We start from the raw sequence: 24461 nt of genomic DNA, 5'->3' as shown, positions 1-24461 counted from the left end.
ATGACGGGAAGCATCCGCTCCCGACGCCATCGCGCCGTCACCGCGCAAGCCCCTTGCGCGCCGTCCGATTCTGGCTTTGTAATAGTGGATACACTCATACAGAGTAGTTGATCGAGTGCAGACGGCTTGCGGGGAAACGGGATGAGCTTCGCCTCGAAAGGCATGGCCGCGACGGCGCAGGACGAGGCCTATCGCGCCATTCTCCAGGACATCCGCAGCGGGCGCTATCAGCCTGGCGAGCGCCTGATTCCGGAAACGATCGCGCGCGAGCTCGCCATGAGCCGCATGCCAGTGCGCGAAGCCTTCCAGCGCCTCGCCAATGAAGGCCTCGTCCTCATCCGCCCCAATCGCGGCTGCATCGTCTCGGGCCTGACCATCGAGGAGATCTACGAGCTCTTCGAGATCCGCTCGGTGCTGGAAGGGCTCGCCGTGCGCCTGGCCATGCCGCGTTTCGACGCAGCGGCACTCGCCGAGCTCGACGACCATGTTGTCCGCATGCACCGCGCCGGTGCGGCCGGCGGCGCCGACTGGCTGAGCAGGCACCAGGAATTCCACGCCTATATCTGCGGGCTGAGCCGGCGGCCCAAGCTGATCGCCCAGATCGCGGCGTTGCATATCGCCGTGGAGCCTTATATGCGCGTCTGGCTCCACCATGTCGCCCAGCCAGCCCACGCCACCGAGCGCCAGGACGAGGTCGTTGAGGCAATCAGGACCGGCGATGCCGAGCATGCCGAGGCGGTGATGCGCGACCATGTCCTGCGCACCGCGCCGCGCCTCGCCGAATTCCTGCACAGCCGGAGCCAGGCGGCAGGCGTTCCATCGACCCTGCCAGCCAGCGCCCAGCTCTGAACCAAACGACGCAGCGGCTCGCCAGAAAGCCGCGCTTCTGAGGACGCCCGAGGGCCAGCCAAAACAACGAGGGGACCAACAATGGATCGACGCCAGTTCCTGAAAGCCTCGGCCGCGGCCACCTTCCTGCCGGCCGCGCCGCATCTCGCCAGCGCGCAGGACAACAAGACCTTGCGCTTCGTGCCCTATTCCGACGTCGCGATCATCGATCCGATCTGGACCAATGGCTATTCGACGCGCACTCACGCTCTGCTCGTCTGGGACACGCTCTACGGGCTCGACGACCAGTTTCAGCCGCAGCCGCAAATGGTCGAAGGCCATGTCGTCGAGGAGGACGGCAAGCGCTGGACGCTGACGCTGCGGCCCGGCCTCGTCTTCCATGACGGTAGCAAGGTGCTGGCGCGCGACGCCGTCGCCTCGATCAAGCGCTGGGGCGCCCGCGACACCTTCGGCCAGGCGCTGATGGCCGCAACCGACGAGCTTTCGGCGCCTGATGATCGCACCATCGTCTTCCGGCTGAAGATGCCCTTCCCGCAGCTGCCGGCGGCGCTCGCCCGCCCGAGCGCGCTCGTCGCCGCGATCATGCCCGAGCGCCTCGCCCAGACCGATCCGTTCAAGCAGATCCCCGAGGCGATCGGCAGCGGTCCCTATCGCTATCTCACCGCCGAGCGCATCGCCGGCGCCCGCCATGTCTATGCACGGCATGAGGGTTACGTCCCGCGGCCGAGCGGCACGCCGAGCTTTACCGCCGGGCCGCGCACGCCCTATCTCGACCGCGTCGAATTCACCGTCATGCCGGATGCCGCGACTGCGGTCGCGGCACTGCAGACCGGCGCGGTCGACTGGGTCGAGCAGCCGATCATCGACCTCTTGCCGCTGCTGCGGAAGGACCCGAACATCGTGGTCGAGGTCAAGGACAGGACCGGCATGGCCGGGCAGCTCCGGCTCAACCATCTGCAGCCGCCCTTCAACAACCCGGCGATCCGCCGCGTCATCCTCCAGGCGATCGACCAGGAGGAGTGCATGAATGCCGTCTGCGGCGGCGACCCTGAGGTCGAGCGCGGCAGCATCGGCTTCTTCCCGAACAACTCGCCGATGGCGTCCGACGTTGCGGCCAAGGCGCTGAAGGGCCCGAAGGATTTCGGCAAGCTCAAGCAGGAGCTCGCCGCCGCCGGCTACAAGGGCGAGCGCGCCGTGTTTCTCGCAGCGCAGGACGTGCCGCGTATCGCGCTGGTCTGCGATGTCGCCGCTGACGCGCTGCGCAAGATCGGCATCAATGTCGACTTCGTCGCCGCCGATTGGGGCACCGTCCTGCAGCGCATCAGCAGCCGCAACCCGGTCGAGCAGGGCGGCTGGAGCTGCTACGTCACCTATTGGGCCGGGCTCGATCTCGGCTCGCCGGCAACGAGCTCACCCTTGCGCGGCAATGGCGCCAAGGGCAGCCCGGGCTGGCCCGACAGCCCGCAGATCGAGGCGCTGCGCGCCCGCTTCCTGACCGCTGCCGACCCGGCGCAGCAGAAGGCGATCGCCCGCGAGATCGAGCTGCAGGCGATGCAGGACGTGCCCTATGTCCCGGCCGGGCAGTACCTTCAGCCAGTCGCCTATCGCAAGAACCTGACGGGCATGCTGAATGGCGTCCCGGTCTTCACCAATCTGCGCAAGGGCTGACCGCTCTTCGCTTCCTTCCCGAAAACCCGGCGGCACTGCCGCCGGCCCCTATCTCCACGAAAGCCTCTTCCATGCGCGATCTTGAGCTTCCCGGTCGGTCCCTCGCCATCAGCCGCAATGCGATGGCCGCGACCTCGCATCCCGCCTCGACGCTCGCCGCGCTCGACATCATGAAGGCTGGCGGCAATGCGATCGACGCGGCGATTGCCGCCTGCGCCGTGCAGTGCGTGGTCGAGGCTGGCTCGACCGGCGTTGGCGGCGACTGCTTCGTGCTCTATTCGCGCGGCGGCTCGACCGACATTCTCGCCTATAACGGCTCGGGCCGCACGCCCACCGCCGCGACGCTGGATTGGTACGCGAAGGCCGGCATCGCCTCGCTGGAAAGGCATTCTCCCCATTGCGTCACCGTGCCCGGCGCGATCGATGCCTGGACGCGGCTCAACAAGGATCATGGCCGCCTGCCGCTCGCCGAGGTCCTCGCGCCTGCCATCGCCTATGCCCGCGACGGCTATGCGCTGACGCCGCGCGTCGCCTATGACCTCGCCGCCCAGCACGAGCTGCTGATCAAGGACGCCAACGCCGCCGCGACCTTCCTGGTCGATGGCAAGGCTCCGCTGGCCGGCACGGTCCAGCGCCAGCCGGCTCTCGCCGAGACGCTTGAAGCGATCGGCCGCGAGGGCCGCGATGCCTTCTATCGCGGCGAGATCGCCCGGGAGATGGTCGACTATCTCCAGGCTGCCGGCGGCCTGCACACAACTGACGATTTCGCCGCGGCCGAGGGCGAATACGTCACGCCGATCAGCGCCACGTTCCGTGGCCGCACCGTCTATGAGTGCCCGCCGAACGGCCAGGGCGTGATCGCGCTGCTGATCATGAAGATCCTCGAGCGCTTCAAGCCCAAGGGCAGCCCGCTCGCGGTCGAGAACCTGCATATCGAGCTGGAAGCGACCCGCCTCGCCTATGCCGCCCGCGACCGCTTCCTCGCCGACCCCGCCAAGGCCGACGTCCCGGTCGAACATCTGCTCTCCGACAAGCTCGCCGATGAGCTCGCTGGCATGATCGATCCCGATCGCGCGCTCGATCCGCTGCCGGTCATCCCCGGCGGGGCCGAGCACAAGGACACGGTCTATATCAGCGTCGTCGACAAGGACCGTAACGCCGTCTCCTTCATCAACTCGATCTTCTCGCCTTATGGCAGCGGGCTGATGACGAAGAAATCCGGCGTGCTCTTCCATAATCGCGGCCAGAGCTTCGTGCTGACGCAGGGCCATCCCAACGCGATCGCCCCGCGCAAGCGGCCGATGCACACGATCATCCCCGGCATGCTCGCTGAGGGCGGCCGCGTCGTCATGCCCTTCGGCGTGATGGGCGGGCATTACCAGGCGATGGGCCACGCGCATTTCCTGGCCAAGCTGTTCGACCACGGCCTCGATTTGCAGGAGGCGATCGACCTGCCCCGCCTGTTCCCGCTGCCGGGCACGACCACGGTCGAGACTGAAAGCCGCCTGCGCGAGAGCGTCGGCGCGGCCCTAACTGCCCGCGGCTTCAAGGTCGAAGTGCCGAAGTCGCCGATGGGCGGTGCCCAGGCGATCTGGATCGACTGGGAAAAGGGCACGCTGACCGGCGGCTCCGACCCGCGCAAGGACGGCTGCGCCCTCGGCTACTGAACCCAACGCGAGGCCGCCCTGCACAAGGCGGCCTCGACAGCGCCGGCGATCCCGGCAAGCTTCTCCTCAGAACAAATCGAGGGAGAAGCGGGCATGGCGGGTGAGAAGCCTAAGGGGCTCGGCATCGCCGGCGGGCTGACCAATTACGGCGACCCGGCCTTCGCCGCCTATCTGCGCCGCTCCTTCGCCCGCTCCATGGGCTATTCCGACGAGGCGCTGGCGCGCCCGATCGTCGGCATCGCCAACACCTATAGCGGCTTCAACAACTGCCATCGCCATTTCCCCGAATTGCTGGAGGCGGTGAAGCGCGGCGTGCTGATGGCCGGCGGCCTCCCCGTCGAGTTCCCGACGATCTCGCTCGGCGAGGTCTTCCTCAACCCGACCAGCCTGAAGTTCCGGAACCTGATGGCGATGGGCACGGAGGAGATGATCCGGGCCCAGCCGATCGATGCCGTCGTGCTGATGGGCGGCTGCGACAAGACCGTGCCCGCGCAATTGATGGCGGCGCTCTCCGCCAATGTCCCGACCGTCGAGCTCGTCGCCGGGCCGATGTCGACCGGCCGTCACAAGGGCGAGCGGCTCGGCGCCTGCACCGATTGCCGGCGCTTCTGGGCCCGCTTCCGCGCCGGTGAGATCGATCAAGAAGAGATCGACGTGGTCGAGGGCAGGCTCGCGACCACCGCCGGCACCTGCGCGGTGATGGGCACCGCCTCGACCATGGCCTGCATCGCCGAGACGCTGGGCCTGTCGCTGCCGCGCTCGGCCGCGATCCCGGCCGTCCATGCCGACCGGCTCCGCAACGCCGAGGAGAGCGGCAAGCGCGCCGTCGCGCTGATCGGCACGCAAACCCTGCTGCCGCGCCAGATCGTCACCGAGCAGACGATCGAGAACGCCTGGCGCGTGCTGCTGGCGATCTCAGGCTCGACCAATGCGGTGGTGCACCTGACCGCAATCGCCCGCCGCGCCGGCATCAAGGTCGACCTTAACCGCCTCAACCAGCTCTCGGACGAGACGCCGGTGCTGGTGAACCTGAAGCCGGTCGGCAACAACTACATGGAGGACTTCTTCGCCGCTGGCGGTGTCCCGGCGGTGCTGCGCGAACTGCGCGACCTGCTCCATCTCGACTGCCTCAGCGTGACCGGGCAGACGCTGCGCGAGTTGATCGACGCGCCCCTCGCCGACCAGGTCGACCGCGCGATCATCCGGCCGCGATCAGAGCCGGTCGATCCCGATGGCGGACTCGTCGCCGTGTTCGGCTCGCTCGCGCCGCGCGGCGCCATCGTCAAGCGCGCCGCGGCCGAGAAGCGCCTGCTCGAGCACGAGGGCCGTGCCGTCGTCTTCTCCTCACTGGAGGATCTTGCTGCCCGCATCGACGACCCCGATCTCGATGTCGGCCCGGACGACATCCTCGTTCTGCAGCATGCCGGCCCGAAGAGCACCGCTGCCATGCCGGAAGCCGGCTATCTGCCGATCCCGCGCAAGCTGGCGACCAAAGGCGTCAAGGACATGGTCCGCATCTCCGACGCCCGCATGTCCGGCACCGCCTATGGTGCGATCGTGCTGCATGTCGCGCCGGAAGCGGCGGTCGGTGGTCCACTGGCACTCGTCCGCAATGGCGACCGGATCAGGCTCAGCGTCGCCGAGCGTCGGCTCGATCTGCTGGTCGACGAGGCCGAGCTCGAAGCGCGCCGGGCCGCCTTGCCGCAGCCGCCAGCGCGGGAGCGCCGCGGCTATGACCGGCTCTATGACGAGCACGTGCTCCAGGCCGACGAAGGCGTCGATTTCGACTTCTGCTGAGCCAACTCAAGCCAGGTGGCAGGCGATCTCCAGCTCGCCTTCGCGGCGAAGCGCCGGCGCCTCGGTGCGGCAACGCTCGACCGCCTGCACGCAACGCGGATGGAAGGCGCAGCCCGGCGGCGGCGCGATCGGGCTCGGCACCTCGCCCGACATCGGCCGGCGCTCGCGGTTCGGCTGCTCGACATCGGGGATCGTCTCGAGCAGCAGCCGCGTATAGGGATGGCGCGGCCGGCCGAACACCTCTTCCGCCGGTCCGCTCTCGACGAAACGGCCGAGATACATGATGGCGAGCTGGTCCGACATGTGCCGGACCACCGAGAGATTGTGGCTGATGAAGAGATAGGTCAGCCCGAATTCCTTCTGCAGGCGGACCATCAGGTTGAGGATCTGCGCCTGCACGGAGACGTCGAGGGCCGAGGTCGGCTCGTCGCAGACCAGGAAATCGGCCTCGGTCGCCAACGCCCGAGCAATCGAGATACGCTGGCGCTGGCCGCCCGAGAACTCGTGCGGGAAGCGGCTCGCATCGGCCCGGGACAGGCCGACGATCTCCAGGAGGTCGCCGACGCGGGTTCCCGTCTCGCTTTCATCCTTGCGCAGCTTCAGTTCGCGGATCGGCTCGGCGATGATGTCGCCGACACGCCAGCGTGGATTGAGCGAGGCGTAAGGATCCTGGAAGATCATCTGCACGCGCGGCGGCCCGACCGAGCCGTCGGCGCGCTTGATGTCCTTGAAATCCAGCATGCCCTGCGTCGGCCTCTGCAGGCCGACGACCATGCGCGCCAGCGTCGACTTTCCGCAGCCGGATTCGCCGACGATGCTGAAGGTGGTGCCGCGCTGGACGCTGAACGAGACGTCCTCGACCGCGCGCAGCACCCGGCGCGGCTCATGCGAGAACAGCCGCGACAGGGCAGGCGCCGAGACGTCGAAGCGGCAGGAGGCCGAGGTGACTTCGAGGATGGTGTTCGTCTCAGCCATGGGCCGCCTCCTGGAGCGGAAAATGGCAAGCCGCGGCATGGCCGGAGACCGGCAGGCCGGGCTTGTTCTCCCTGCAGAAATCGGTGGCGAAGCCGCAGCGCGGATTGAAGGCACAGCCGGCCGGAATAGCGTTCAGGCGCGGCATCGCCCCGTCGATCTGGTTGAGATGGGCATTGCGGCGGTGGACGCTCGGGATCGAAGCCATCAAACCAGCGGTGTAGGGATGGCGCGGCCGGCGCGTCACTTCCTCGACCGGGCCGATCTCGACAACCCGCCCGGCGTACATAACGGCGACCCGGTCGGCCGTCTCGGCGATCACGCCCATATCGTGCGTCACCAGCATGATCGCAGTGCCGTGCTCGCGGCAGAGCCGCTTCAGCAAGGTGGTGATCTGCGCCTGGATGGAGACATCGAGCGCCGTCGTCGGCTCGTCTGCGATGATCAGCGTCGGCTCGGCGCAGAGCGCGAGCGCGATGACGACACGCTGGCGCATGCCGCCGGAGAACTGGTGCGGATAGTGGTCGATCCGCGTCTCGGCCGCGGGGATGCCGACCTCCTTCAGAAGATCGAGCGCACGCTTGCGCGCCTCCGTTTTGCCGACCGGCAGATGCGTGGTGATCGTCTCGACCAGCTGCTCGCCGACGGTCAGCAGCGGATGCAGCGAGGTCAGAGGGTCCTGGAAGATCGCGCCGATCCGGCGACCGCGCAGCTTGCGCATCGCCTCCGCCGGCAAATTGTCGATGCGCTGGCCGGAGAGGCGGATCTCACCGCCGGCGAGGCGCCCGGGCGGATCGAGCAGGCCGATCACCGCCGTGCCGGTCAGCGACTTGCCAGCACCGGACTCGCCGACCACTCCGAGGATTTCGCCCGGCGCGATCTCGAAGGAGATGCCGTCGAGCGCTGTCAGCGGGCCACGCCGCCCGTCGAAGACGATTCGCAGGTCACGAACCGAGAGCAGCGCTGGCTGGGCGTTCACGCGGCGTCCTCCTTGCGTTCGATCGGATAGCTGGACGAGAAGATCTCGCTCATCGGCGGATGGCCCAAAGTGCGCTGCGGATAGCGCGCCATCACGCCCTCGAACTGCTTCTGGGCGCGGATGTTGTCAGCGGCCTCGTCCTGGCCGGGAATGGCCCGGTCTTCCATGACGAAGCGGCCGTCGATCACCACGGTCGAAAAGTCGCGGCCATGGCCGGCCAGCATCATCGTCTGGATGGGGTCGATGACCTGCCCGCTATGCAGCCGGTCGAATTGGAAGACGGTGATGTCGGCGCGGGAGCCCGGCTGGAGACGGCCGAGATCGGGCCGCCGCAGCGCATCCGCGCCGCCGATGGTGGCAGCATCGTAATAGTCCTCGGAGCGCACGGCGCCGACATTGCCCGCCATGGTGCGAGCGAGGATCATGCCGACCTGCAGGTTCGTCACCATGTCCGGCGGGGCGGTATCGGTCCCCATGGCAATGTTGAGCCCCATGGCGCGATAGCTGCCGAAATGGTTGATGGCGTTGCCGTGCCGGCCCGAGACCAGCGGGCAATGCACGATGCTGGCGCCGGAATCGCGGATGATTTCGAGGTCGCGGCCGGGGCGGTCGATCAGGCGGCTGCCGGAGACTACGGTGCCATGCGGCAGCAAGCAGCGCTCATTGAGGAAGCCGAGGCTCTCCAGCCATTCCGGCGGGCTCATGCCGTGCTGGGCGAGGACGAGATCATATTCGATCTTCGACTGGCAGCAATGCAGCCGCACCGGCACGTCGAGCTCGCGCGCAGCAGCGGCGGTGCGCCGCAGCAGCTCGGCCGTCGAGGTTTCGATACGGTCGGGCGCGAACATCGCGCGGATCAACCCGCCGGCCGCGCCTTCATGTCGCCCAGCGAAATCGACGGCGGCGTCGAGCTCGGCGAGCCCGCGCGGCTCGTCGTAATGGGTGACGATGCGCCCATCGGCCTCGACCAGCTGATTGCCCGTGCGATAGGCGGGCCCAAGATAAGCGCGCAGGCCGAGATCAGCGGCGGCTTCCGCGGCGTCCTCGAACTCCTGCACCGTCTCGCCCCAGGCGCGATAGAACAGCGAGGCGATCGGCAGCGCCGTGGTGATGCCGTTGCGGATCAGCTGGGAGAAGGCATAACGCTTCTGGAAGGCCAGCTCCTCGCGCGAATACATCTCGTAAGGGCCGGCCTCGAGATAGCTGCGCGGCCAGACGCGGCCCTTCTTCCAGGCCGGCTGGTTGTCATAGCCGAGGATGGTGGTGTCGAGATCCGAGAGCGCATCGCAATCGATGAAGCCCGGCCCGATCAGAGCATGGCCGTAATCGATACGCCGGGCGACCTCGCGCGGGAAGCCGTGGCCGACGAAGACGACCTCGCCGTTCTCGAACACGACCTCGCCGTTCTCATAAAGGCGATGGCGGCCGTCCTTGTGGCCGACGACCCAGCGTGCGGTCATCAGGATGCGGCCGTCCGGCCGCTTCTTGGCTTGCAAGGTCACGGCGCGGGCCTGATCGAGACGCCGTCGCGGGCGACGACCTTGCCGCGCTTGATCACGCGCCGCTGTGCCGGGCGGGTGGCGACGGCCTCGGCGATCGACTCGGTCGGCAGCAGGACGAGGTCCGCGACGCAGCCGACATCGAGCCCGTAGCCCTCGATCTCCATCACCTTGGCGCCTTCGGTGGTGCAGACGTCGAGCGCCAGCCGGACCTCGTCGTCGCGGCGGAAATTGTTGCGCAGGCCGACGAACATCGCCCGCTCCAACATGTCGGCATTGCCATAGGGGCTCCAAGTGTCGCGGATGCCGTCGGAACCGGAGCAGACGCGCACGCCTGCCTGCAGCAACTTCTTGACCGGGGGAGCGGGACGGCTCGCCGGAGCCGTCGTCATGATCGCGATGTCGAGCGCGGCGAGTTCGTCGATCAGCGGGTCGATCAAAGCCGGGTCGGGCGTGCCCAGGCAGAAGGCGTGGCTGACCGTGACCTTGCCGGTCATCCCGAGCGCGCGGGTGCGCTCGATGATCAGGTCGAGCGAGAAGGCGCCGACCTCGCCGGGTTCGTGCAGGTGGATGTCGAGCGGCTTGCCATAGCGCTGGCAGAGGCCGAAGACCGCGTCGAGATGGCCCTTCGGATCGCGGTCGATCGTGCAGGGGTCGAGCCCGCCGACGATCTCGCAGCCGGCCTTCATCGCCTGGTCCATCAATTCGAGCGTGCCCGGCCGGCGCAGCAGGCCCGATTGCGGGAAGGCGACGAGCTCGATGTCGACGATGTCGCGATAGGCGTCACGGGTCTTCATCACGCCCTCGACGCCCCACATCCCATGCTCGGTGTCGACATCGACATGGCTGCGGATATGGGTCGTGCCCTTGAGCGAGGAGAGGATGCTCTGGCGGGCGGACTGGCGCGCGGGATCGATGTCGAGCCGCTTCTTGTTCTCCCGCTCATTGTCGATCTTGTCGAGCAGCTTGGGGCCGACCTCGTTGGTGTACCAGGGCAGGCCGAGCAGGCTCTTGTCGAGATGGGTATGGGCCTCGACCAGACCAGGGATGACGATCTCGCCTTTGCCGTCCTCGACCGCGACCCCGGCAGGTGCGGACAGGTTCGCGCCGACCTGCGTGATCTTGCCGTTCTCGATCAGGAGATCGACGGCCTTGCCGGCATAGGGGCGGACATTGCGGAGCAGCAGGGAGGCGGTCATCGCAGGCGTATCCTCTTTGGTTTCTTGTCGTCAGCGCAGCTTCGGGTTCAGCGCATCGCGCAACCAGTCGCCGAGCAGGTTGACCGAGAGCACGATCAGACCGAGCTGCAGCGATGGGAAAACCACGAGCCACCAGGAGCCGGAGAACAGGTACTGATTGCCGATGCGGATCAGCGTGCCGAGCGAGGGCTGGGTGATCGGCATGCCGACGCCGAGGAAGGACAGGGTCGCTTCCGAGAGGATGGCGAGGCCGAGATTGAGCGTCGCCGCGACCATCACCGGGGTCAGCGTGTTCGGCAGGATGTGCCGACGCATGATCCGCCCGGCCGGCACCTTGATGATCCGCGCCGCCAGCACATACTCCTTGCGTCGCTCGACCATGGTCGAGGCGCGCACGGTGCGGGCGTACTGGACCCAGCTGGTCAGCGCGATCGAGACGACGAGCACCGCCGCGGCGAAGGGGTCGCGCAGCGCCGGCGGCAGCAATTCGCGGAAGATCGCCGAGACCAGGATCGCCATCAGCAGCGTCGGGATCGACAGCACGGTGTCGCCGAGCCGCATCAGGAGGTTGTCGATGCGCCCGCCATAGAAGCCGGCGACTAGCCCGATCGTGACGCCGATCGCCATCGAGACCATGACGGCCGAGAAGCCGATGATCAGCGAGACCCGCGTGCCGTAGAGGATTGCGGAGAAGACGTCGCGCCCCTGCGGGTCGGTGCCGAGCAGGAAGGGCCATTCGCCATCGGCCGACCAGATCGGCGGAATCTCGGCCTTGTCGATGAAGATCTGGGCGAGGTCGTGCGGGTTCTGCGGCGCGATCAGCGGACAGAACAAAGCCGTCAGGATGAGCAACGCCAGCACCAGCGCCGAGAGCCAGGCCGCCGGCGTGCGCCGGAAGCTCCAGCCGATGTCGCTGTCGAGGAAGCGGCGCAGACGGCCCGGCTTGGCGGCGGCTTCAGCGGGCATTGGCGCCTCCCGAAAGCGCGTCCTCGCGCAGGCGCGGATCGACCCAGGCATAGGTCAGGTCGACCAGCGTGTTGAGCGAGACGAAGATGAAGGAGACGACGATCAGATAGGCCGCCATCACCGGGATGTCGACGAACGTGACGGCCTGGACGAAGAGCATGCCCATGCCGGGCCACTGGAACACCGTCTCGGTCACCAGCGCGAAGGCGATCAGGTTGCCGATCTGCAGGCCGGTCACCGTGATCACCGGCATCAGGCAGTTGCGCAAAGCGTGGCGGAAATTCACCGCGCGGGCCGGCAGGCCGCGCGCCCTGGCGAAGCGGATGAAGTCGGTCCGCATGGTCTCCAGCATCTCGGCCCGTACCAGCCGCATCACCAGCGTGATCTGGAACAGCGACAGCGTGATGCCGGGCAGGATCAATGCCTTGCGGCCCGATGCCGTCAGCAGCCCGGTGCTCCACCAGCCGATCTGCACGACCTCGCCGCGGCCGAAGGCCGGCAGCCATTGCAGGTTCACCGAGAAGACCAGGATGAACAGGATGCCGAGCGCGAAGCTGGGCAGGGAGACGCCGAGCACCGAGACGAATTGCAGCGCCTTGGCGAGGAGGCTGTCGCGCCGGATCGCGGTATAGACGCCGAGTGGAATGCCGACCGCCAGAGACAGGAAGGTCGCGACCAGCACGAGCTCGAAGGTCGCCGGGAAGCGTTCGGCGATCAGCGTGAACACCTCCTGCTGGTTGCGGTAGGAGATGCCGAAATCGCCGCGCAGGGCATTGCCGACGAAGGTCGCGAACTGCAGCACGAAGCCCTTGTCGAGCCCGAGCCTGGTGCGCAGTTCGTCGCGCTGCGCCTGGCTCGCCTGCTCGTTCAGCATCAATTCGACGGGATCGCCGACGAAGCGGAAGGTCAGGAAGGCAAGGAACGCCACCGCCAACATGACGCCGGCGGCATTGACGAAGCGCTTGAACAGGAAGGCGGGCATCTCAGTCTCCGTTCTGAGGACGGCCGGGCCGACAGGCCCGGCCGGACGACGGACGCCTTCACTTCATCTTGGTCAGCCACAGACGCGGCTTGTTGTCCGAGGCCTGCACCGTGGAGGCGACCGTGTTGCGCATCGCCCAGGCCATCGGCTGCTGGTGCAGCGGGATGAAGAGATGCTCGGCCTTGGCGATCTTCAGCGCCTCCTTCATCATCTCGATGCGCTTGGGCGTATCGAGCTCGACGCCGGACTTGTCGACCAGCGCGTCGATGCGCGGATCGCCCCAATTGCCCCAGTTGAAGACGCCGCCCGTGCCGCTCTTGGAGCGCAGCACCTGCACCAGGAGCGAATAGGCGTCGATCATCGGCTCGTTGGCCCAGCCGAATGAGATCAGGTCGAAATCGCCCTTCACCCGCTTCGGCGCCTGCTGGCTGCGCGGCGCCAGGCTGAGATTGGGCTTCAGGCCGGCGCGTGACCACATCGCCGCCACCGCCTGGCAGAACTCCTCCTCGTTGACGAGCGAGTCGCTCTGGCAGTTCATCATGAAGGAGAAGCCGTTCGGATAGCCGGCCTCGGCGAGCAGCTTCTTGGCGCCGTTCAAATCGAAGGGCAGGCGCTGGTCCTGCGACGGCTCGTAGCCGGGGATTGCGGGCGCTACGAGCGCGCCGGTATTGCGCGAGAGGCCTCGCATCGCCCGCTTCTGCACCGCGTCGATGTCGATGGCGCGATAGAGCGCCTCGCGCACCTTGATGTCCTTGAAGGGGTTCTTGTCCTTGACGTCGCTCTCGATCAGCTTGTCGGTCAGGTTGAAGGCGAAGAAGACCGAGCGCAGTTCATTGGTCTGCAGCACCTTGACCTCGCTCGAGGCCGAGAGGCGCGGCAGGTCCTGCAGCGGCGCGACATTGGTGAAGTCGATCTCGCCTGAGAGCAGCGCCGCGACGCGGGTCGAGGACGAGGTGATCGGCACGAACTCGATCAGGTCGATATTATGCTGCGGCTTGTCCCACCAGTCGGCGTTCTTGGCGAAGACGGTCTTCGCGTCGGCGCGGCGGCTCTCGACCTTGAACGGGCCGGTGCCGTTGGCGTTGTCGGTAGCGTAGCCCTTCACGCCCTTGCCGGAATCGGTCGGGAGCAGCGAGTTGTTCGCCTCCATCCACTCCTTGTCGAAGATGAAGATGTTGGTGAGGTCGTTGAGCAGCAGTGGATAGGGCCCATTGACCTCGATCTCGACAGTGTAGTCGTCGATCTTCTTCGAGCTCTTATAGGCCGGCAGATTGCCCTTGAGCGGTGAGGTGTCGTGCGTGACGCGCGCCAGCGAGGCGATGACGTCGTCGGCCGTGAACGGGTTGCCGTTGTGGAACTTGACGCCCTGGCGCAGCTTGAAGCGCCAGATGGTCGGGCTCACTGTCTCCCAGGATTCCGCAAGCGCCGGCTCGATCTTGAGATCGCCGGTATAACGGACCAGCCCCTCATAGACGTGGTTCAGCACCGACAAGGTGAAAGTCTCGCCGAAGGAATAGGGATCGAGCGAGGCGATCTCGCGGGCCGAGCCCCATTTCAGCGTCTTGGCTTCGACCGCGCCGTTCAGCGCAAGAGCGGCGACAGCCGCCAGCAACCAGGCCTTCTTCATCGATCTCTCCCCTTCTCGTTGCTTGCCGGCCCGCTTCGCGCACCGGGAAATGCCGTCCGTTGCCACCTCTGTGATCACCGTGGCGCTTTGCGCGCCATCTCGTGTGCGATCGTTGAGCAAACTTGCATACGATACAATAACCGTATTGTATGCGATTATTGAAGACAAGCGGAAACTCGATTCATGCCGCGCCCTAGCCGCACGCTCGCTGCGAACAAGTCCGGACCCAACGGCAAGATGCCTGAAACGGGCGCGCCGGTGCCGCGCGCGCAAGCGGTCTACAAGGCGTTGCGCCGCGCCATCATCGAGCAGGCGCTGAAGCCGGGCGTGAAGCTGCCGGAGGATGCGATCGGTGAGCAGCTCGGCGTCAGCCGCACGCTGGTGCGCGAGGCCTTCGGACGGCTGGCCGTCGAGGGCCTGGTCGAGCTCAAGCCAAACCGCGGCGCCAATGTCGCCTACCCGACGCTTGAAGAAGCGCGCGACGTCTTCGAGGTCCGCCGCGGGCTGGAGCGGCTCGTCGCCGAGAACCTCGCAGGACGGCTGACCGCGGCGCAGTCGGCCGAGCTCGAGGCCCATGTCCGGCTGGAGGAGAAGGCGCACGAGCAGGATGGGCCGGAATCGATCCGCCTCTCAGGCGAGTTCCACATCAAGCTCGCCGAGATGACCGGCAACGCCCTGCTGCTGCGCTATGTCCAGGAGGCGTCGTCGCGCTGCTCGCTGATCCTCGCCATCTACGGCCGCCCGCACTCCTCCGAATGCGCCGTCTCCGAGCATCGCCAGTTGATCGAGGCCCTGCGCGCCGGCGACGCCCCCCGCGCCGCCGCGCTGATGGACCACCACCTGCAATCCGTCGTCACCCGCGCCTTGCTGGCGCCGCGCGGCGAACGCGACATCCGCGACGTGCTCGCACCCTATGCCCTGAGTGAAGGATTGACCCCATCGTGACCCAGCCCCTGACCCAGGACCGCTCGGCCGCCGCCGAGATCGTCACCTTCGATTTTGCCGCGCTGACCCCGCGCGAGCGCTACAAGCTCCTGATCGGCGCGGTGGTGCCGCGCCCGATCGCGCTGGTGACCACGATCGACGCCAACGGCGTCGTCAATGCCGCGCCGTTCTCGTTCTTCAACTGCCTCTCGGCCGACCCGGCGATCCTGGCGCTTGGCGTCGAGTACCGCCAGACCGGCGGACAGAAGGACACAGGCCGCAATGTCCGCGAGAGCCTCGCCTTCACCGTCAACATCGTCTCCGACGCATTGCTCGACGGCATGAACGCCTGCGCCGTGCCGTTCGAGCCGGGCACGGACGAGCTCGCCGAGGCCGGACTCACCGCCATGCCCGGCATCAAGGTGCCCTGCCCCTGGATCGGCCAGGCGCCGGCCGCCTTCGAATGCCGCCACCACACCACGCTCGGCATCGGCAATTCGCGCGAGATCATCCTCGGCGAGGTCGTCTATGCGCATTTCCGCGCCGATACGGTCGATACACTGAAGCACTATGTCGACCCGGTCGCGCTCGATGCGATCGGCCGCATGGGCGGGCATGGCTATGCCACGACGCGCGACTATTTCGACCTGCCGACCATGTCGGTGGCCGATTGGCGCGGCGACCGTTCCAAGGCGCGGCGCACCCGTCCCGGCAAGCGCTGAGCGAATGCATCATCTGCTCGGGAGCGGTTGACCCGCGGCGGATTTCCGCCAGCAATGCGGCCTCGCAAATCAGTTCGACGAGGCCCCCATGAACAAGCACGTCTCCGGCATCGATCCCGCCAAGCTCGATCGTTTGGCCGAGGTCGCAATCAAGGTCGGCCTCAATTTGCAGCCAGGGCAGGACCTGTTCCTGACCGCGCCTGTGGCGGCGCTGCCGCTGGTCCGGCGCATTGCCGAGCACGCCTACAAGGCCGGCGCGGGCTTGGTCACGCCGATCCTCTCCGACGAGGCGCTGACTCTGGCGCGCTACCGTTTTGGGCAGGATGCCAGCTTCGACCGCGCCCCCTCCTGGCTCTATGAGGGCGTCGGCAAGGCCTTCGCTGCCAACACCGCCCGTCTCGCCATCGTCGGCGACAATCCGATGCTGCTCGCCGAGCAGGACCCGGCCAAGGTCGCCCGCGCCAACAAGGCGAACTCGATCGCCTACCAGCCGGCGCTGGAGAAGATCGCCAATTTCGACATCAACTGGAACATCGTCTCCTATCCCGGCGCGGCCTGGGCGAGCCAGGTCTTCCCTGGCGATGCCGAGGAGGTCGCGGTCGCCCGTCTCGCCGAGGCGATCTTCGCGGCATCGCGCGTCGATCGCGACGATCCGATCGCGGCCTGGGCGGAGCATAACGCCGCATTGGCGCAGCGCACCAAATGGCTGAACGGCCAGCGCTTCTCCGCACTGCATTTCACCGGGCCGGGCACGAACCTCACCATCGGCCTCGCCGACGGCCATGAATGGGAAGGCGGCGCCTCGACCGCGAAGAACGGCGTCACCTGCAACGCCAACATCCCGACCGAGGAGGTCTTCACCACCCCGCACGCCCGCCGCGTCGAGGGCCATGTCTCATCGACCAAGCCGCTCTCCTATCAGGGCATATTGATCGACAATATCCAGGTGCGCTTCGAGGAGGGCCGCATCGTCGAGGCCAAGGCGAGCCGCGGCGAAGAGGTACTGAACAAGGTGCTCGACACCGACGAGGGCGCACGCCGGCTCGGCGAGGTCGCGCTGGTGCCACACTCTTCGCCGATCTCGCAGAGCGACATCCTGTTCTACAACACGCTCTTCGACGAGAACGCCTCCTGCCATATCGCGCTCGGCCAGTGCTATTCGAAGTGCTTCATCGACGGCACCAAGCTGACGCCGGAGCAGATCGCGGCGCAGGGCGGCAACAGGAGCCTGATCCATATCGACTGGATGATCGGTTCCGGCGAGGTCGACATCGACGGCATCAAGCCGGACGGCAGCCGTGTCGCAGTCTTCCGCAAGGGCGAGTGGGCCTGAGGATCGTCCCAGCTAGCACCTACCGCCTGAAGCGGTTGCGGTAGGCCGCCGGCGACGTCCGGGCGATCTCGAAGAAGGCCTTCCGGAAGCTCTCCGGCGAGGCGAAGCCGCAGGCGGCGCTGATATCGGCGAGCGCCATGCCGCTCTCCTCGAGCAGCTTCATCGCCCGGCCGATGCGCTCGCGCCTGAGCCATTTCAGCGGCGTCACCCCGGTGCCGTCGCGGAAACGGCGCAGGAAGGTGCGCTCGCTGAGGCCGGCATGGCGCGCCATCGCGCCAATCTCCAGCGGCTCAGCCAAGCGCTCGCGCCCCCAGTCGAGCACGGCCGCAATCGAGCGGCCGGGCCGCGCCTGGATCGGCGCCTCGACATATTGCGCCTGGCCGCCATCGCGATGCGGCGGCATCACCAGCCGGCGCGCGACGATATTAGCGATCTTCGCGCCATGGTCGGCCCGGATCAAATGCAGGCAGGCGTCGATGCCGGCGCTGCTGCCGGCCGAGGTGACGACGCCCTCATCCTCGACATAGAGCACGTCGTCGACCAGCGTCGCGCCCGGGCAGGCATCGGCGAGATGCGGTGCGTGCCGCCAATGCGTCGTCGCCCGCCTGCCATCAAGCAGGCCGGCCGCCGCCAGGACGAAAGCGCCCGAGCAGATCGAGAGCAACCGCGCCCCGCGCCGGTGTGCCGTCTGCAGAGCCTCGATCAGCGCAACAGGTGGTGCCTCGTCGCGATTGCGCCAGCCGGGGATGACAATGGTCTGTGCTTCGCTGAGGATCTCCAGCCCGGCATCGACCTGCAGCGAGAAGCCGCCCATCGCCCGGATCGGCCGCTCGGCCGCGGCGACGCGAAAGCGGTACCAGGGAAAGTCGAACTCCGGCCGCGGCAAGGCGAAAGCCTCGACGACGATGCCGAACTCGAAGGTGCACAGCCCGTCATAGGCGACGGCGACGACCTCGTGCGGTGTTGTGAGGCGATCCATTCCAGCGTCAGCATGCATTTGGCGGAAACCTGCCAGACATTGTCATTTCCGCTACTGCCTGAAATCCGTGCCGACCGCTACCCCTGTCGCCATCGCAAGCCCGATGAGGATCGCCATGGCCACCGCAGTCACCGAAATCCCCGCCGCTCCCGCGCATATCGCCCGCGCCCATTTCGAGGCGATGCTGACCTTCGAGACCGATTGCTGGGACACGCATGAGGCGCTGAAGGCGAACGACCGCGATTTCGTCCTCGTCGATGTGCGCTCGCCCGCACTCTACGCCGAGGGCCACATCGACGGCGCGATCAACATCCCGCATGGCAAGATGACCGCCTCCCGGATGGCCGAGCAGCCGGAGGGCAAGACCTTCGTGGTCTATTGCGCCGGCCCGCATTGCAACGGCGCCAACCGCGCCGCGGTCCGGCTCTCGCGCCTCGGCCTGCCGGTCAAGCTGCTGATCGGCGGCGTCACCGGCTGGCTCGACGAAGGCTTCTCGCTGACAAGCCCTGGCTGAGCTAGGCGATCCGACCCAGCGCCTGCTCGATCGCGGCGAAGATCTCCTCGATCTCGGCAGGCGCGATCACCAATGGCGGCGACAGCACCAGAGTGTCGCCGGCATTGCGGATCAGCACGCCGGCATCGAGGCAGAGCGTGTTGGCCTCCCCGCCCCTTGCGCCATCCGCGCCCGGCCGCGGCGCGAGGTCGATCGCACAGAGCAGCCCGGCGGTGCGGATGTCGACGACATGGGGCGCACCCTTCAGCCGGTGCGCCCGCTCCTCCCAGAGCGGCAGCACCTTGGCGAGGCCACCAAGGATGTCCTGCTCAGCGAAGACGTCGAGCGTCGCGAGGCCGGCGGCGCAGGCGAGCGGATGGGCCGAATAGGTGTAGCCGTGGAAAAGCTCGATCGCCTCGGGCGGCCCGGCCATGAAGGCGTCGTAGACATGGCCGGCAACGAGGACGCCGCCCATCGGCACGGCGCCATTGGTCATGCCCTTGGCGCAGCTCATCAGGTCCGGCCTGACGCCATAGGCTTGTGCCGCGAAGGGCGCGCCGAGCCGACCGAAGCCGGTGATCACCTCGTCGAAGATCAGGAGGATGCCGTGCTTGTCGCAGATCGCGCGCAGGCGTTCGAGATAACCCTTCGGCGGCGGATAGACCCCGCCCGAACCCGTCACCGGCTCGATGATCACGGCGGCGACCGTCTGGGGATCATGGATCTGCAGCAGCGTTTCCAGCGCCTCGGCCGCAGCGAGCCCGCCTTCCGGCCGGCCGCGCGAGAAGGCCATGCTGCCGCGGTCATAGGGCAGCGGCAGATGCGCGACATCGGGCAAGAGCGGCCCGAAGGCGGCCTTGTGCCGGCCGATGCCGGAGACCGAGAGGCCGCCCCAGCCCATGCCGTGATAGCCCTTGGCCCTGCCGATCAGCTTGGTCCGCCCGGCCTGGCCGCGGGCCTGATGGTAAGCGCGGGCGATCTTCAACGCGGTGTCGACCGCTTCCGAGCCGGAATTGACGAAGAAGACATGGTCGATCCCCTCGGGGGCAAAGTCACAGAGCCGCGCCGCATAGGCCTGCGCATCGGGATGGCTCATCTTGAAGGAGGAGACAAAATCGAGCTTACCCGCCGCGGCGCGGATCGCCTCGGTGATCCTGGCCTGGCCATGCCCGGCATTGACACACCAGAGCCCGGCCATGCCGTCCAGCACACGCCGTCCGTCCGGCGTGATGTAGTGCATCCCCTCGGCCCGCTCGAACAGCAGCGGCGCCTGCCGGAAGGCCCGCATCGGCGTGAACGGCATCCAGAACGCATCGGGAGCGTTGTCCCGGCGGCTTTGGGCGGCAAAGGCAGGCGCGTTCATCGGCGGGTCCTCGCTATGGATCACCTCATAATGTCTTTCTTAATATCAAAAGACAATAGCGAGAGTGCCGAGCAGTTTCAGTCCAGCCCGTCCGGACGGCGCAGTTGCATGGCGCGCTGGAGATGGCTGCGCATCAGGGCACTGGCGAGCTGGAGATCGCCGGCCTCGATCGTCGCAAGCATCTGCAGGTGCTCGCGGCTGTTCACCACGACGCGCTCATAGCCATAGGTCCAGTCGTAGTTGGAGAGGCGGCGCATCTGGTTCTGCCGGCGGATGGCGGAATGGATGAAGCGGTTGCCGGAGGCCGCCGCCAGCCCCTCGTGGAAATCGGCGTTCATCTCGTAGAAGCCGATCGCAGAGCTTTCCTTCCAGGGCTGCGACAGCGTCAGCTCATGCCGCACCCGCATCTCGTCGATCCAGCTCTGCTCCAGCGAGAAGCCGGGCTCGAGAAAGACCATCGGTTCGATCAGCAGGCGGAAGCGGTAGCGCTCGTCATGTGCCGACTGGTCGCGTGCCTCATGCAGGAAGCGCCAACCATAGCCGCGCTTGCGCTCGACCATATCGAGATCGGCGAGCCGCGCCATCAGGCGCTGCACCTCGGGTCGGCCGAGCTCGTAGCGCCGCATCAGCTCGAGCTCGGAGATCTCGTCCGGCAGGCGCCCGCCATGGCGATCCTGCGCGACCTTAACCATGACGAGTTCGGTCGCATCGGTGCTCGCGCCGGGATCGGCACCGGCCTCCGGCGCGCTGAGCAGCTCGACGCCCTTGTTCGGGTGACGACGCACCAGCCCCTGCCGGGCGAGATGGTCGATCGCGGCCCGCACCGGCGTGCGCGAGACGTTGAGGCGGCGCGCCGCGCTGTTCTCGTTGAGCCAGGCGCCGGCCTCCAGCCCGTCCTCCCGGACCATGCGGAGGATCCGCTCGGCGATCTCCTGCTGCAATCGTGTCGGCGTCGTCATTGAAAGGCTCTTGATTGTCTTAGTTTGAAATGAAATACATTATAGTCAGACACAGCAACAGCGCGAACCCGCGGAGATCCGGCCATGGTCGAGCCCTTTCCTTTCGTCGATGTCTCCGGCACGCCTTATGAGCGCGGCCGCCAGCATGGTGCGGCGGTGCCCAAGCGCGTCAAGCGCTCGATCGAACTCTATGGCGGACAGCTCGGCGATCTCGGCTATGACGCCGCGGCCAAGTCGCGCCTGATCGGCGAATTCGCCCGCGAGATCGAGGCCTTCGGCAAGCACTATGTCGAGGAGATGCGCGGCATCGCCGACGGCGCCGGCGTCGCGCTCGAAGACGTCATCATGATCAATGCTCGCACCGAGGTGATCGCCAAGGCCAAGCTGGAGAAGAGCAAGCCGGCCGAAGCCGAGGAAGAGCTCGACGACGGCTGCACCGGCGCGATCATCCTGCCCGAGCGCAGCGCCTCGGGCGAACTGATCCACGGCCAGAACTGGGACTGGAAGGCCGAATGCGCGGAGACGGCGATCGTGCTGCGCGTGCGCCGCGATGACGGCCCGGACTTCCTGACCTTCGTCGAGGCCGGCGGCCTCGCCCGCTGCGGCATGAACGCGGCCGGCATCTCGATCACCGCCAATTATCTCGAAAGCGAGCGCGACTTCACGCAAGTTGGCGTGCCGCTGGCGCTCATCCGCCGCAAGGTGCTGGAGCAGGAGCATTTCGCCTTCGCGATCAAGGCTGTCGCGACCACGCCGAAGGCCTGCTCGAACAACATGATGCTTTCGACGGTCGCCGGCTTCGGCATCGACTTCGAGTGCGCGCCCGACGCCGCCTTCCCGCTCTACCCCGAAGACGGGCTGATCGTGCACGCCAACCATTGGGTCGGCCAGGTCGCGCTGACCAAGATCACCGATACCGGCACCCCGCGCGTGCCCGAGAGCTTCTATCGCGATTGGCGCGTCAGGAAGCTGCTGAACGAGGTCGGCCGCAAGCTTACGGTCGACGACCTGAAGCAGGCCTTCTTCGACGATTTCCTGACCCCGCATTCGGTCTGCCGACCACCGCGCCCCAACGATACCGGCAATCTCTCGGCCACCGTCTCGATGGTGATCATGCAGCCGGCCAAGGGCACGATGGAGGTCGCGCCACTGCCGGCTCTCAACCGCACCTTCACCCGCTACAGCCTCACCGATGAACCGATGACGCTGGCGCAAGCCGCCGAATAAGGCGGCAACGACAGCGTCCAAGCCAAAGCCATAAGACAAGGGGAACCCGCCGATGCAGAGCCGACGCCGCCTTTCCCTCGCCCTCGCCGGATTGGGCCTCGCGACCGCAGCCATAGTGCCGGCCGCAGCCGCGACGTTGCGGGTGCACCTCAATGCCGACATCCGCAGCATCAATCCCGGCGTCAATCGCGACGACAACACCGACTCGGTCGTCCTGCATGTCGTCGAGGGCCTCGTCGCCTATGGCGAGGACTCCGAGGTCAAGCCACTGCTGGCCGAAAAGGTGGAGGTTTCGCCGGACGGGCTGAGCTACACCTTCACTCTGCGCAAGGGCGTGAAATTCCACAACGGCGCCGAACTCACCTCCGCCGACGTGGTCTGGAGCTGGAACCGCTATATCGACCCGAAGATCGATTGGCGCTGCCTGTCGGAGTTCGATGGCCGCGGCCGCGCCAAGGTCGAGGCGGTCACGGCGCCCGATCCGGCGACCGTCGTCTTCAGGCTCGACAAGCCGAGCTCGCTCTTCCTCGCCAACATCGCCCGCACCGACTGCGCGATGACCGCGATCCTGCACAAGGATTCGCTGAAACCCGACGGCTCCTTCGACAAGCCGATCGGCACCGGCCCCTACAAGCTCACCGAATGGAAGCGCGGTGAATTCATCCGCCTTTCCCGCAACGAGGCTTATGCCAGCCTGCCGGGAGCGCCGGACGGCTATACCGGCGGCAAGCGCCCGCTCGTCGACGAAGTCCGCTTCATGGTCATTCCCGATGGCGCGACCGCCAAGGCGGCCTTGCTGCGGGGTGACATCGACATCGTCCCCGACGTCGCCAACGCCGAGGTCAAGGAGCTCAAGAAGGATCAGCGCGTCGGGCTTTCGATCTCGCAGAACATGGGTCTGGTCGGCATCCTCCTGCAGACGCGCGATCCGCTGCTCGGCAACGTCAAGCTGCGCCAGGCGATCGCAGCGGCGATCGACACCGAGGAGCTGGTTGCGCAGGTCACCGACGGACTCGGCAAGCGCAACAACTCGATCGTGCCGGCGCTGTCGTCCTATTACGATGCGGTCCAGGCCAAGGGCTACAAGCACGACCTCGCCGCCGCCAAGAAGCTGTTGCAGGAGGCCGGCTACAAGGGCGAGCCTTTGGTGATGCTGGCGAACAAGCGCTACCCGCAGAGCTTCGACGCCGCCGTCGTCTCGCAGCAGATGCTGCAGGCCGCCGGCATCAATGTGCAGATCGAGGTGCTGGAATGGGCGACGCAGCTCGACCGCTACAGCAAAGGCAACTACCAGCTCCAGGCCTTCCCCTATTCGGCCAGGCTCGACCCCGCCCTCTCGTTCGAATCCGTCACCGGCCCGAAGGCGACGCAGCCACGCAAGGTCTGGGACAATCCGGAGGCGCAGGCGCTGCTCGACAAGTCGATGGTCGTCTCGGACAAGGCCGAACGGCAGAAGCTCTTCGACGAATTGCACCAGCGCTTCATCGCCGAGGTGCCGATGGTGATGCTCTATAACGGCATCGACGCCGGCGCTTATGGCAAGCGGATCAAGGGCTACAAATCCTCGATCCTGTCGAAGCCGCGGCTCTGGGAGGTCACCGTCACCGACTAGGCTGCGCCGTTGACCTCGATCAGGTCCTTGATGATGTGATGGGCGGTGAGCTCGGCCAGGCGCTCGCCGTCCCCGGCGCGGATCGCCGCGACCATGGCATGGTGGTCGGCGTCGCTGGCGAGCAGGGCCTGATGCGAAGCCCAGACCGTGACTGCCGAGCCGCGCGAGCGGTCGCGCAAGCTCCAGATCGTCTCCGCCAGCACCGGATTGCCGCAATGAGCATAGATCAGGCTATGGAAGGCGCGGTTGATCTCGCTCTGCTGCGGACGCGTCCCGCTCCGCACCGCCTCGCTGAATTCATGGGCAAGCGCATCGAGCCTGGCGATCACGTCATCGTCCATCCTGCCGATCACGAGACGGGACGCTGCACTCTCCAGGATGATGCGGGTGTCGCGGATCGCGCGATAGGTGGCGATGTCGATCTCGGCCACCCGGTAGCCGCGATTGGGCACATGCTCGATCGTCTTGCGCACGGCGAGCTCGTCGAGCGCGGCGCGAACGTCGAAGCGCGTCGCCTGGAAGGCATCTTCGAGATCGATCTGCCGCAGCCACTCGCCCGGCCGATAAGCGCGGCCATGGATCGCCCGGGCAATCTCGTTGGCGAGTTCGCCCTTGGCGCGTTGGGTCTTGGGGCGGGTGGCCAT

21 protein-coding genes are annotated in these 24461 nt (G+C 66.9%); 10 read left to right on the top strand and 11 right to left on the bottom strand.

What is annotated here, in order from left to right; genetic code table 11:
- The first annotated feature begins 141 nt into the window (after nucleotides 1-141).
- The 4 genes from ACWIGM_RS22940 (at nucleotide 142) to ACWIGM_RS22925 (ending at nucleotide 5981) form a co-directional block, all read left to right on the top strand.
- A complete protein-coding gene (locus ACWIGM_RS22940) occupies nucleotides 142-849 on the top strand; it encodes a GntR family transcriptional regulator (protein WP_454028280.1) in 708 nt (235 codons plus the stop codon).
- 81 nt (nucleotides 850-930) lie between these two features.
- The gene (locus ACWIGM_RS22935) at nucleotides 931-2517 is read left to right on the top strand and encodes an ABC transporter substrate-binding protein (protein ID WP_454028279.1); all 1587 of its coding nucleotides are present in this window, start codon (nucleotides 931-933) and stop codon (nucleotides 2515-2517) included.
- A gap of 71 nt (nucleotides 2518-2588) precedes the next feature.
- Nucleotides 2589-4184 carry a gamma-glutamyltransferase gene (gene ggt / locus ACWIGM_RS22930; RefSeq protein ID WP_454028278.1) on the top strand — a complete coding sequence of 532 codons (1596 nt, stop codon included), beginning with the start codon at nucleotides 2589-2591 and terminating at the stop codon, nucleotides 4182-4184.
- Nucleotides 4185-4277: 93 nt separating this feature from the next.
- Entirely contained in the window at nucleotides 4278-5981 is a 1704-nt protein-coding gene (locus ACWIGM_RS22925; RefSeq protein WP_454028277.1) for an IlvD/Edd family dehydratase, read from the top strand.
- Nucleotides 5982-5987: 6 nt separating this feature from the next.
- Here ACWIGM_RS22925 and ACWIGM_RS22920 read toward each other — a convergent pair whose 3' ends face one another.
- From ACWIGM_RS22920 to ACWIGM_RS22890, 7 genes are read right to left on the bottom strand one after another with little or no spacing between them, the layout of a single operon-like run.
- Nucleotides 5988-6956 (bottom strand): ABC transporter ATP-binding protein, encoded by a 969-nt coding sequence (locus ACWIGM_RS22920; protein ID WP_454028276.1) that lies wholly within the window; start codon nucleotides 6954-6956, stop codon nucleotides 5988-5990.
- Nucleotides 6949-7932, bottom strand: a complete 984-nt coding sequence (locus ACWIGM_RS22915; protein WP_454028275.1) for an ABC transporter ATP-binding protein — start codon at nucleotides 7930-7932, stop codon at nucleotides 6949-6951. The genes ACWIGM_RS22920 and ACWIGM_RS22915 overlap by 8 nt, the downstream gene beginning before the upstream one ends.
- Nucleotides 7929-9392, bottom strand: a complete 1464-nt coding sequence (locus ACWIGM_RS22910; RefSeq protein ID WP_454028751.1) for an amidohydrolase family protein — start codon at nucleotides 9390-9392, stop codon at nucleotides 7929-7931. The genes ACWIGM_RS22915 and ACWIGM_RS22910 overlap by 4 nt, the downstream gene beginning before the upstream one ends.
- A gap of 38 nt (nucleotides 9393-9430) precedes the next feature.
- The gene (locus tag ACWIGM_RS22905) at nucleotides 9431-10630 is read right to left on the bottom strand and encodes an amidohydrolase family protein (protein WP_454028274.1); all 1200 of its coding nucleotides are present in this window, start codon (nucleotides 10628-10630) and stop codon (nucleotides 9431-9433) included.
- Nucleotides 10631-10660: 30 nt separating this feature from the next.
- Nucleotides 10661-11596: an ABC transporter permease gene (locus ACWIGM_RS22900; protein WP_454028273.1), complete on the bottom strand. Its 936-nt coding sequence runs from the start codon at nucleotides 11594-11596 to the stop codon at nucleotides 10661-10663.
- Nucleotides 11586-12578, bottom strand: coding sequence for an ABC transporter permease (locus ACWIGM_RS22895; protein WP_454028272.1), 993 nt, complete (start codon nucleotides 12576-12578; stop codon nucleotides 11586-11588). The genes ACWIGM_RS22900 and ACWIGM_RS22895 overlap by 11 nt, the downstream gene beginning before the upstream one ends.
- 58 nt (nucleotides 12579-12636) lie before the next feature.
- The gene (locus ACWIGM_RS22890; RefSeq protein ID WP_454028271.1) at nucleotides 12637-14205 is read right to left on the bottom strand and encodes an ABC transporter substrate-binding protein; all 1569 of its coding nucleotides are present in this window, start codon (nucleotides 14203-14205) and stop codon (nucleotides 12637-12639) included.
- 237 nt (nucleotides 14206-14442) lie between these two features.
- On the opposite strand from ACWIGM_RS22890, the gene ACWIGM_RS22885 reads away from it, so the two are divergent.
- From ACWIGM_RS22885 to ACWIGM_RS22875, 3 genes are all read left to right on the top strand, one after another.
- The gene (locus ACWIGM_RS22885; RefSeq protein WP_454028750.1) at nucleotides 14443-15150 is read left to right on the top strand and encodes a GntR family transcriptional regulator; all 708 of its coding nucleotides are present in this window, start codon (nucleotides 14443-14445) and stop codon (nucleotides 15148-15150) included.
- Nucleotides 15147-15851: a flavin reductase family protein gene (locus tag ACWIGM_RS22880; RefSeq protein ID WP_454028270.1), complete on the top strand. Its 705-nt coding sequence runs from the start codon at nucleotides 15147-15149 to the stop codon at nucleotides 15849-15851. The genes ACWIGM_RS22885 and ACWIGM_RS22880 overlap by 4 nt, the downstream gene beginning before the upstream one ends.
- Nucleotides 15852-15939: 88 nt before the next feature.
- The gene (locus tag ACWIGM_RS22875) at nucleotides 15940-17184 is read left to right on the top strand and encodes an aminopeptidase (RefSeq protein WP_454028269.1); all 1245 of its coding nucleotides are present in this window, start codon (nucleotides 15940-15942) and stop codon (nucleotides 17182-17184) included.
- 19 nt (nucleotides 17185-17203) lie between these two features.
- Here ACWIGM_RS22875 and ftrA read toward each other — a convergent pair whose 3' ends face one another.
- Entirely contained in the window at nucleotides 17204-18163 is a 960-nt protein-coding gene (gene ftrA / locus ACWIGM_RS22870; RefSeq protein WP_454028268.1) for a transcriptional regulator FtrA, read from the bottom strand.
- Nucleotides 18164-18278: 115 nt separating this feature from the next.
- Here ftrA and ACWIGM_RS22865 point away from each other — a divergent pair, with 115 nt between their 5' ends.
- Nucleotides 18279-18677, top strand: a complete 399-nt coding sequence (locus ACWIGM_RS22865; RefSeq protein WP_454028267.1) for a rhodanese-like domain-containing protein — start codon at nucleotides 18279-18281, stop codon at nucleotides 18675-18677.
- A 1-nt stretch (nucleotide 18678) separates the two neighbouring features.
- Here the strand turns inward: ACWIGM_RS22865 and aptA are convergent, their stop codons facing one another.
- Nucleotides 18679-20019: an omega-aminotransferase AptA gene (gene aptA / locus ACWIGM_RS22860; RefSeq protein ID WP_454028266.1), complete on the bottom strand. Its 1341-nt coding sequence runs from the start codon at nucleotides 20017-20019 to the stop codon at nucleotides 18679-18681.
- Nucleotides 20020-20096: 77 nt separating this feature from the next.
- A complete protein-coding gene (locus ACWIGM_RS22855; protein WP_454028265.1) occupies nucleotides 20097-20978 on the bottom strand; it encodes a GntR family transcriptional regulator in 882 nt (293 codons plus the stop codon).
- 84 nt (nucleotides 20979-21062) lie between these two features.
- Here ACWIGM_RS22855 and ACWIGM_RS22850 point away from each other — a divergent pair, with 84 nt between their 5' ends.
- Complete coding sequence (locus tag ACWIGM_RS22850) at nucleotides 21063-22205, top strand: C45 family autoproteolytic acyltransferase/hydolase (RefSeq protein WP_454028264.1); 1143 nt, start codon at nucleotides 21063-21065, stop codon at nucleotides 22203-22205.
- Nucleotides 22206-22257: 52 nt separating this feature from the next.
- Nucleotides 22258-23817 carry an ABC transporter substrate-binding protein gene (locus ACWIGM_RS22845; protein WP_454028263.1) on the top strand — a complete coding sequence of 520 codons (1560 nt, stop codon included), beginning with the start codon at nucleotides 22258-22260 and terminating at the stop codon, nucleotides 23815-23817.
- Here ACWIGM_RS22845 and ACWIGM_RS22840 read toward each other — a convergent pair.
- Nucleotides 23814-24461: a GntR family transcriptional regulator gene (locus tag ACWIGM_RS22840; protein ID WP_454028262.1), complete on the bottom strand. Its 648-nt coding sequence runs from the start codon at nucleotides 24459-24461 to the stop codon at nucleotides 23814-23816. The two genes, ACWIGM_RS22845 and ACWIGM_RS22840, sit on opposite strands and share 4 nt — an antisense overlap.

The organism is Allobosea sp. NPDC055332, from assembly GCF_053645455.1.
This window is presented reverse-complemented; position numbering and strand designations above follow the sequence as displayed.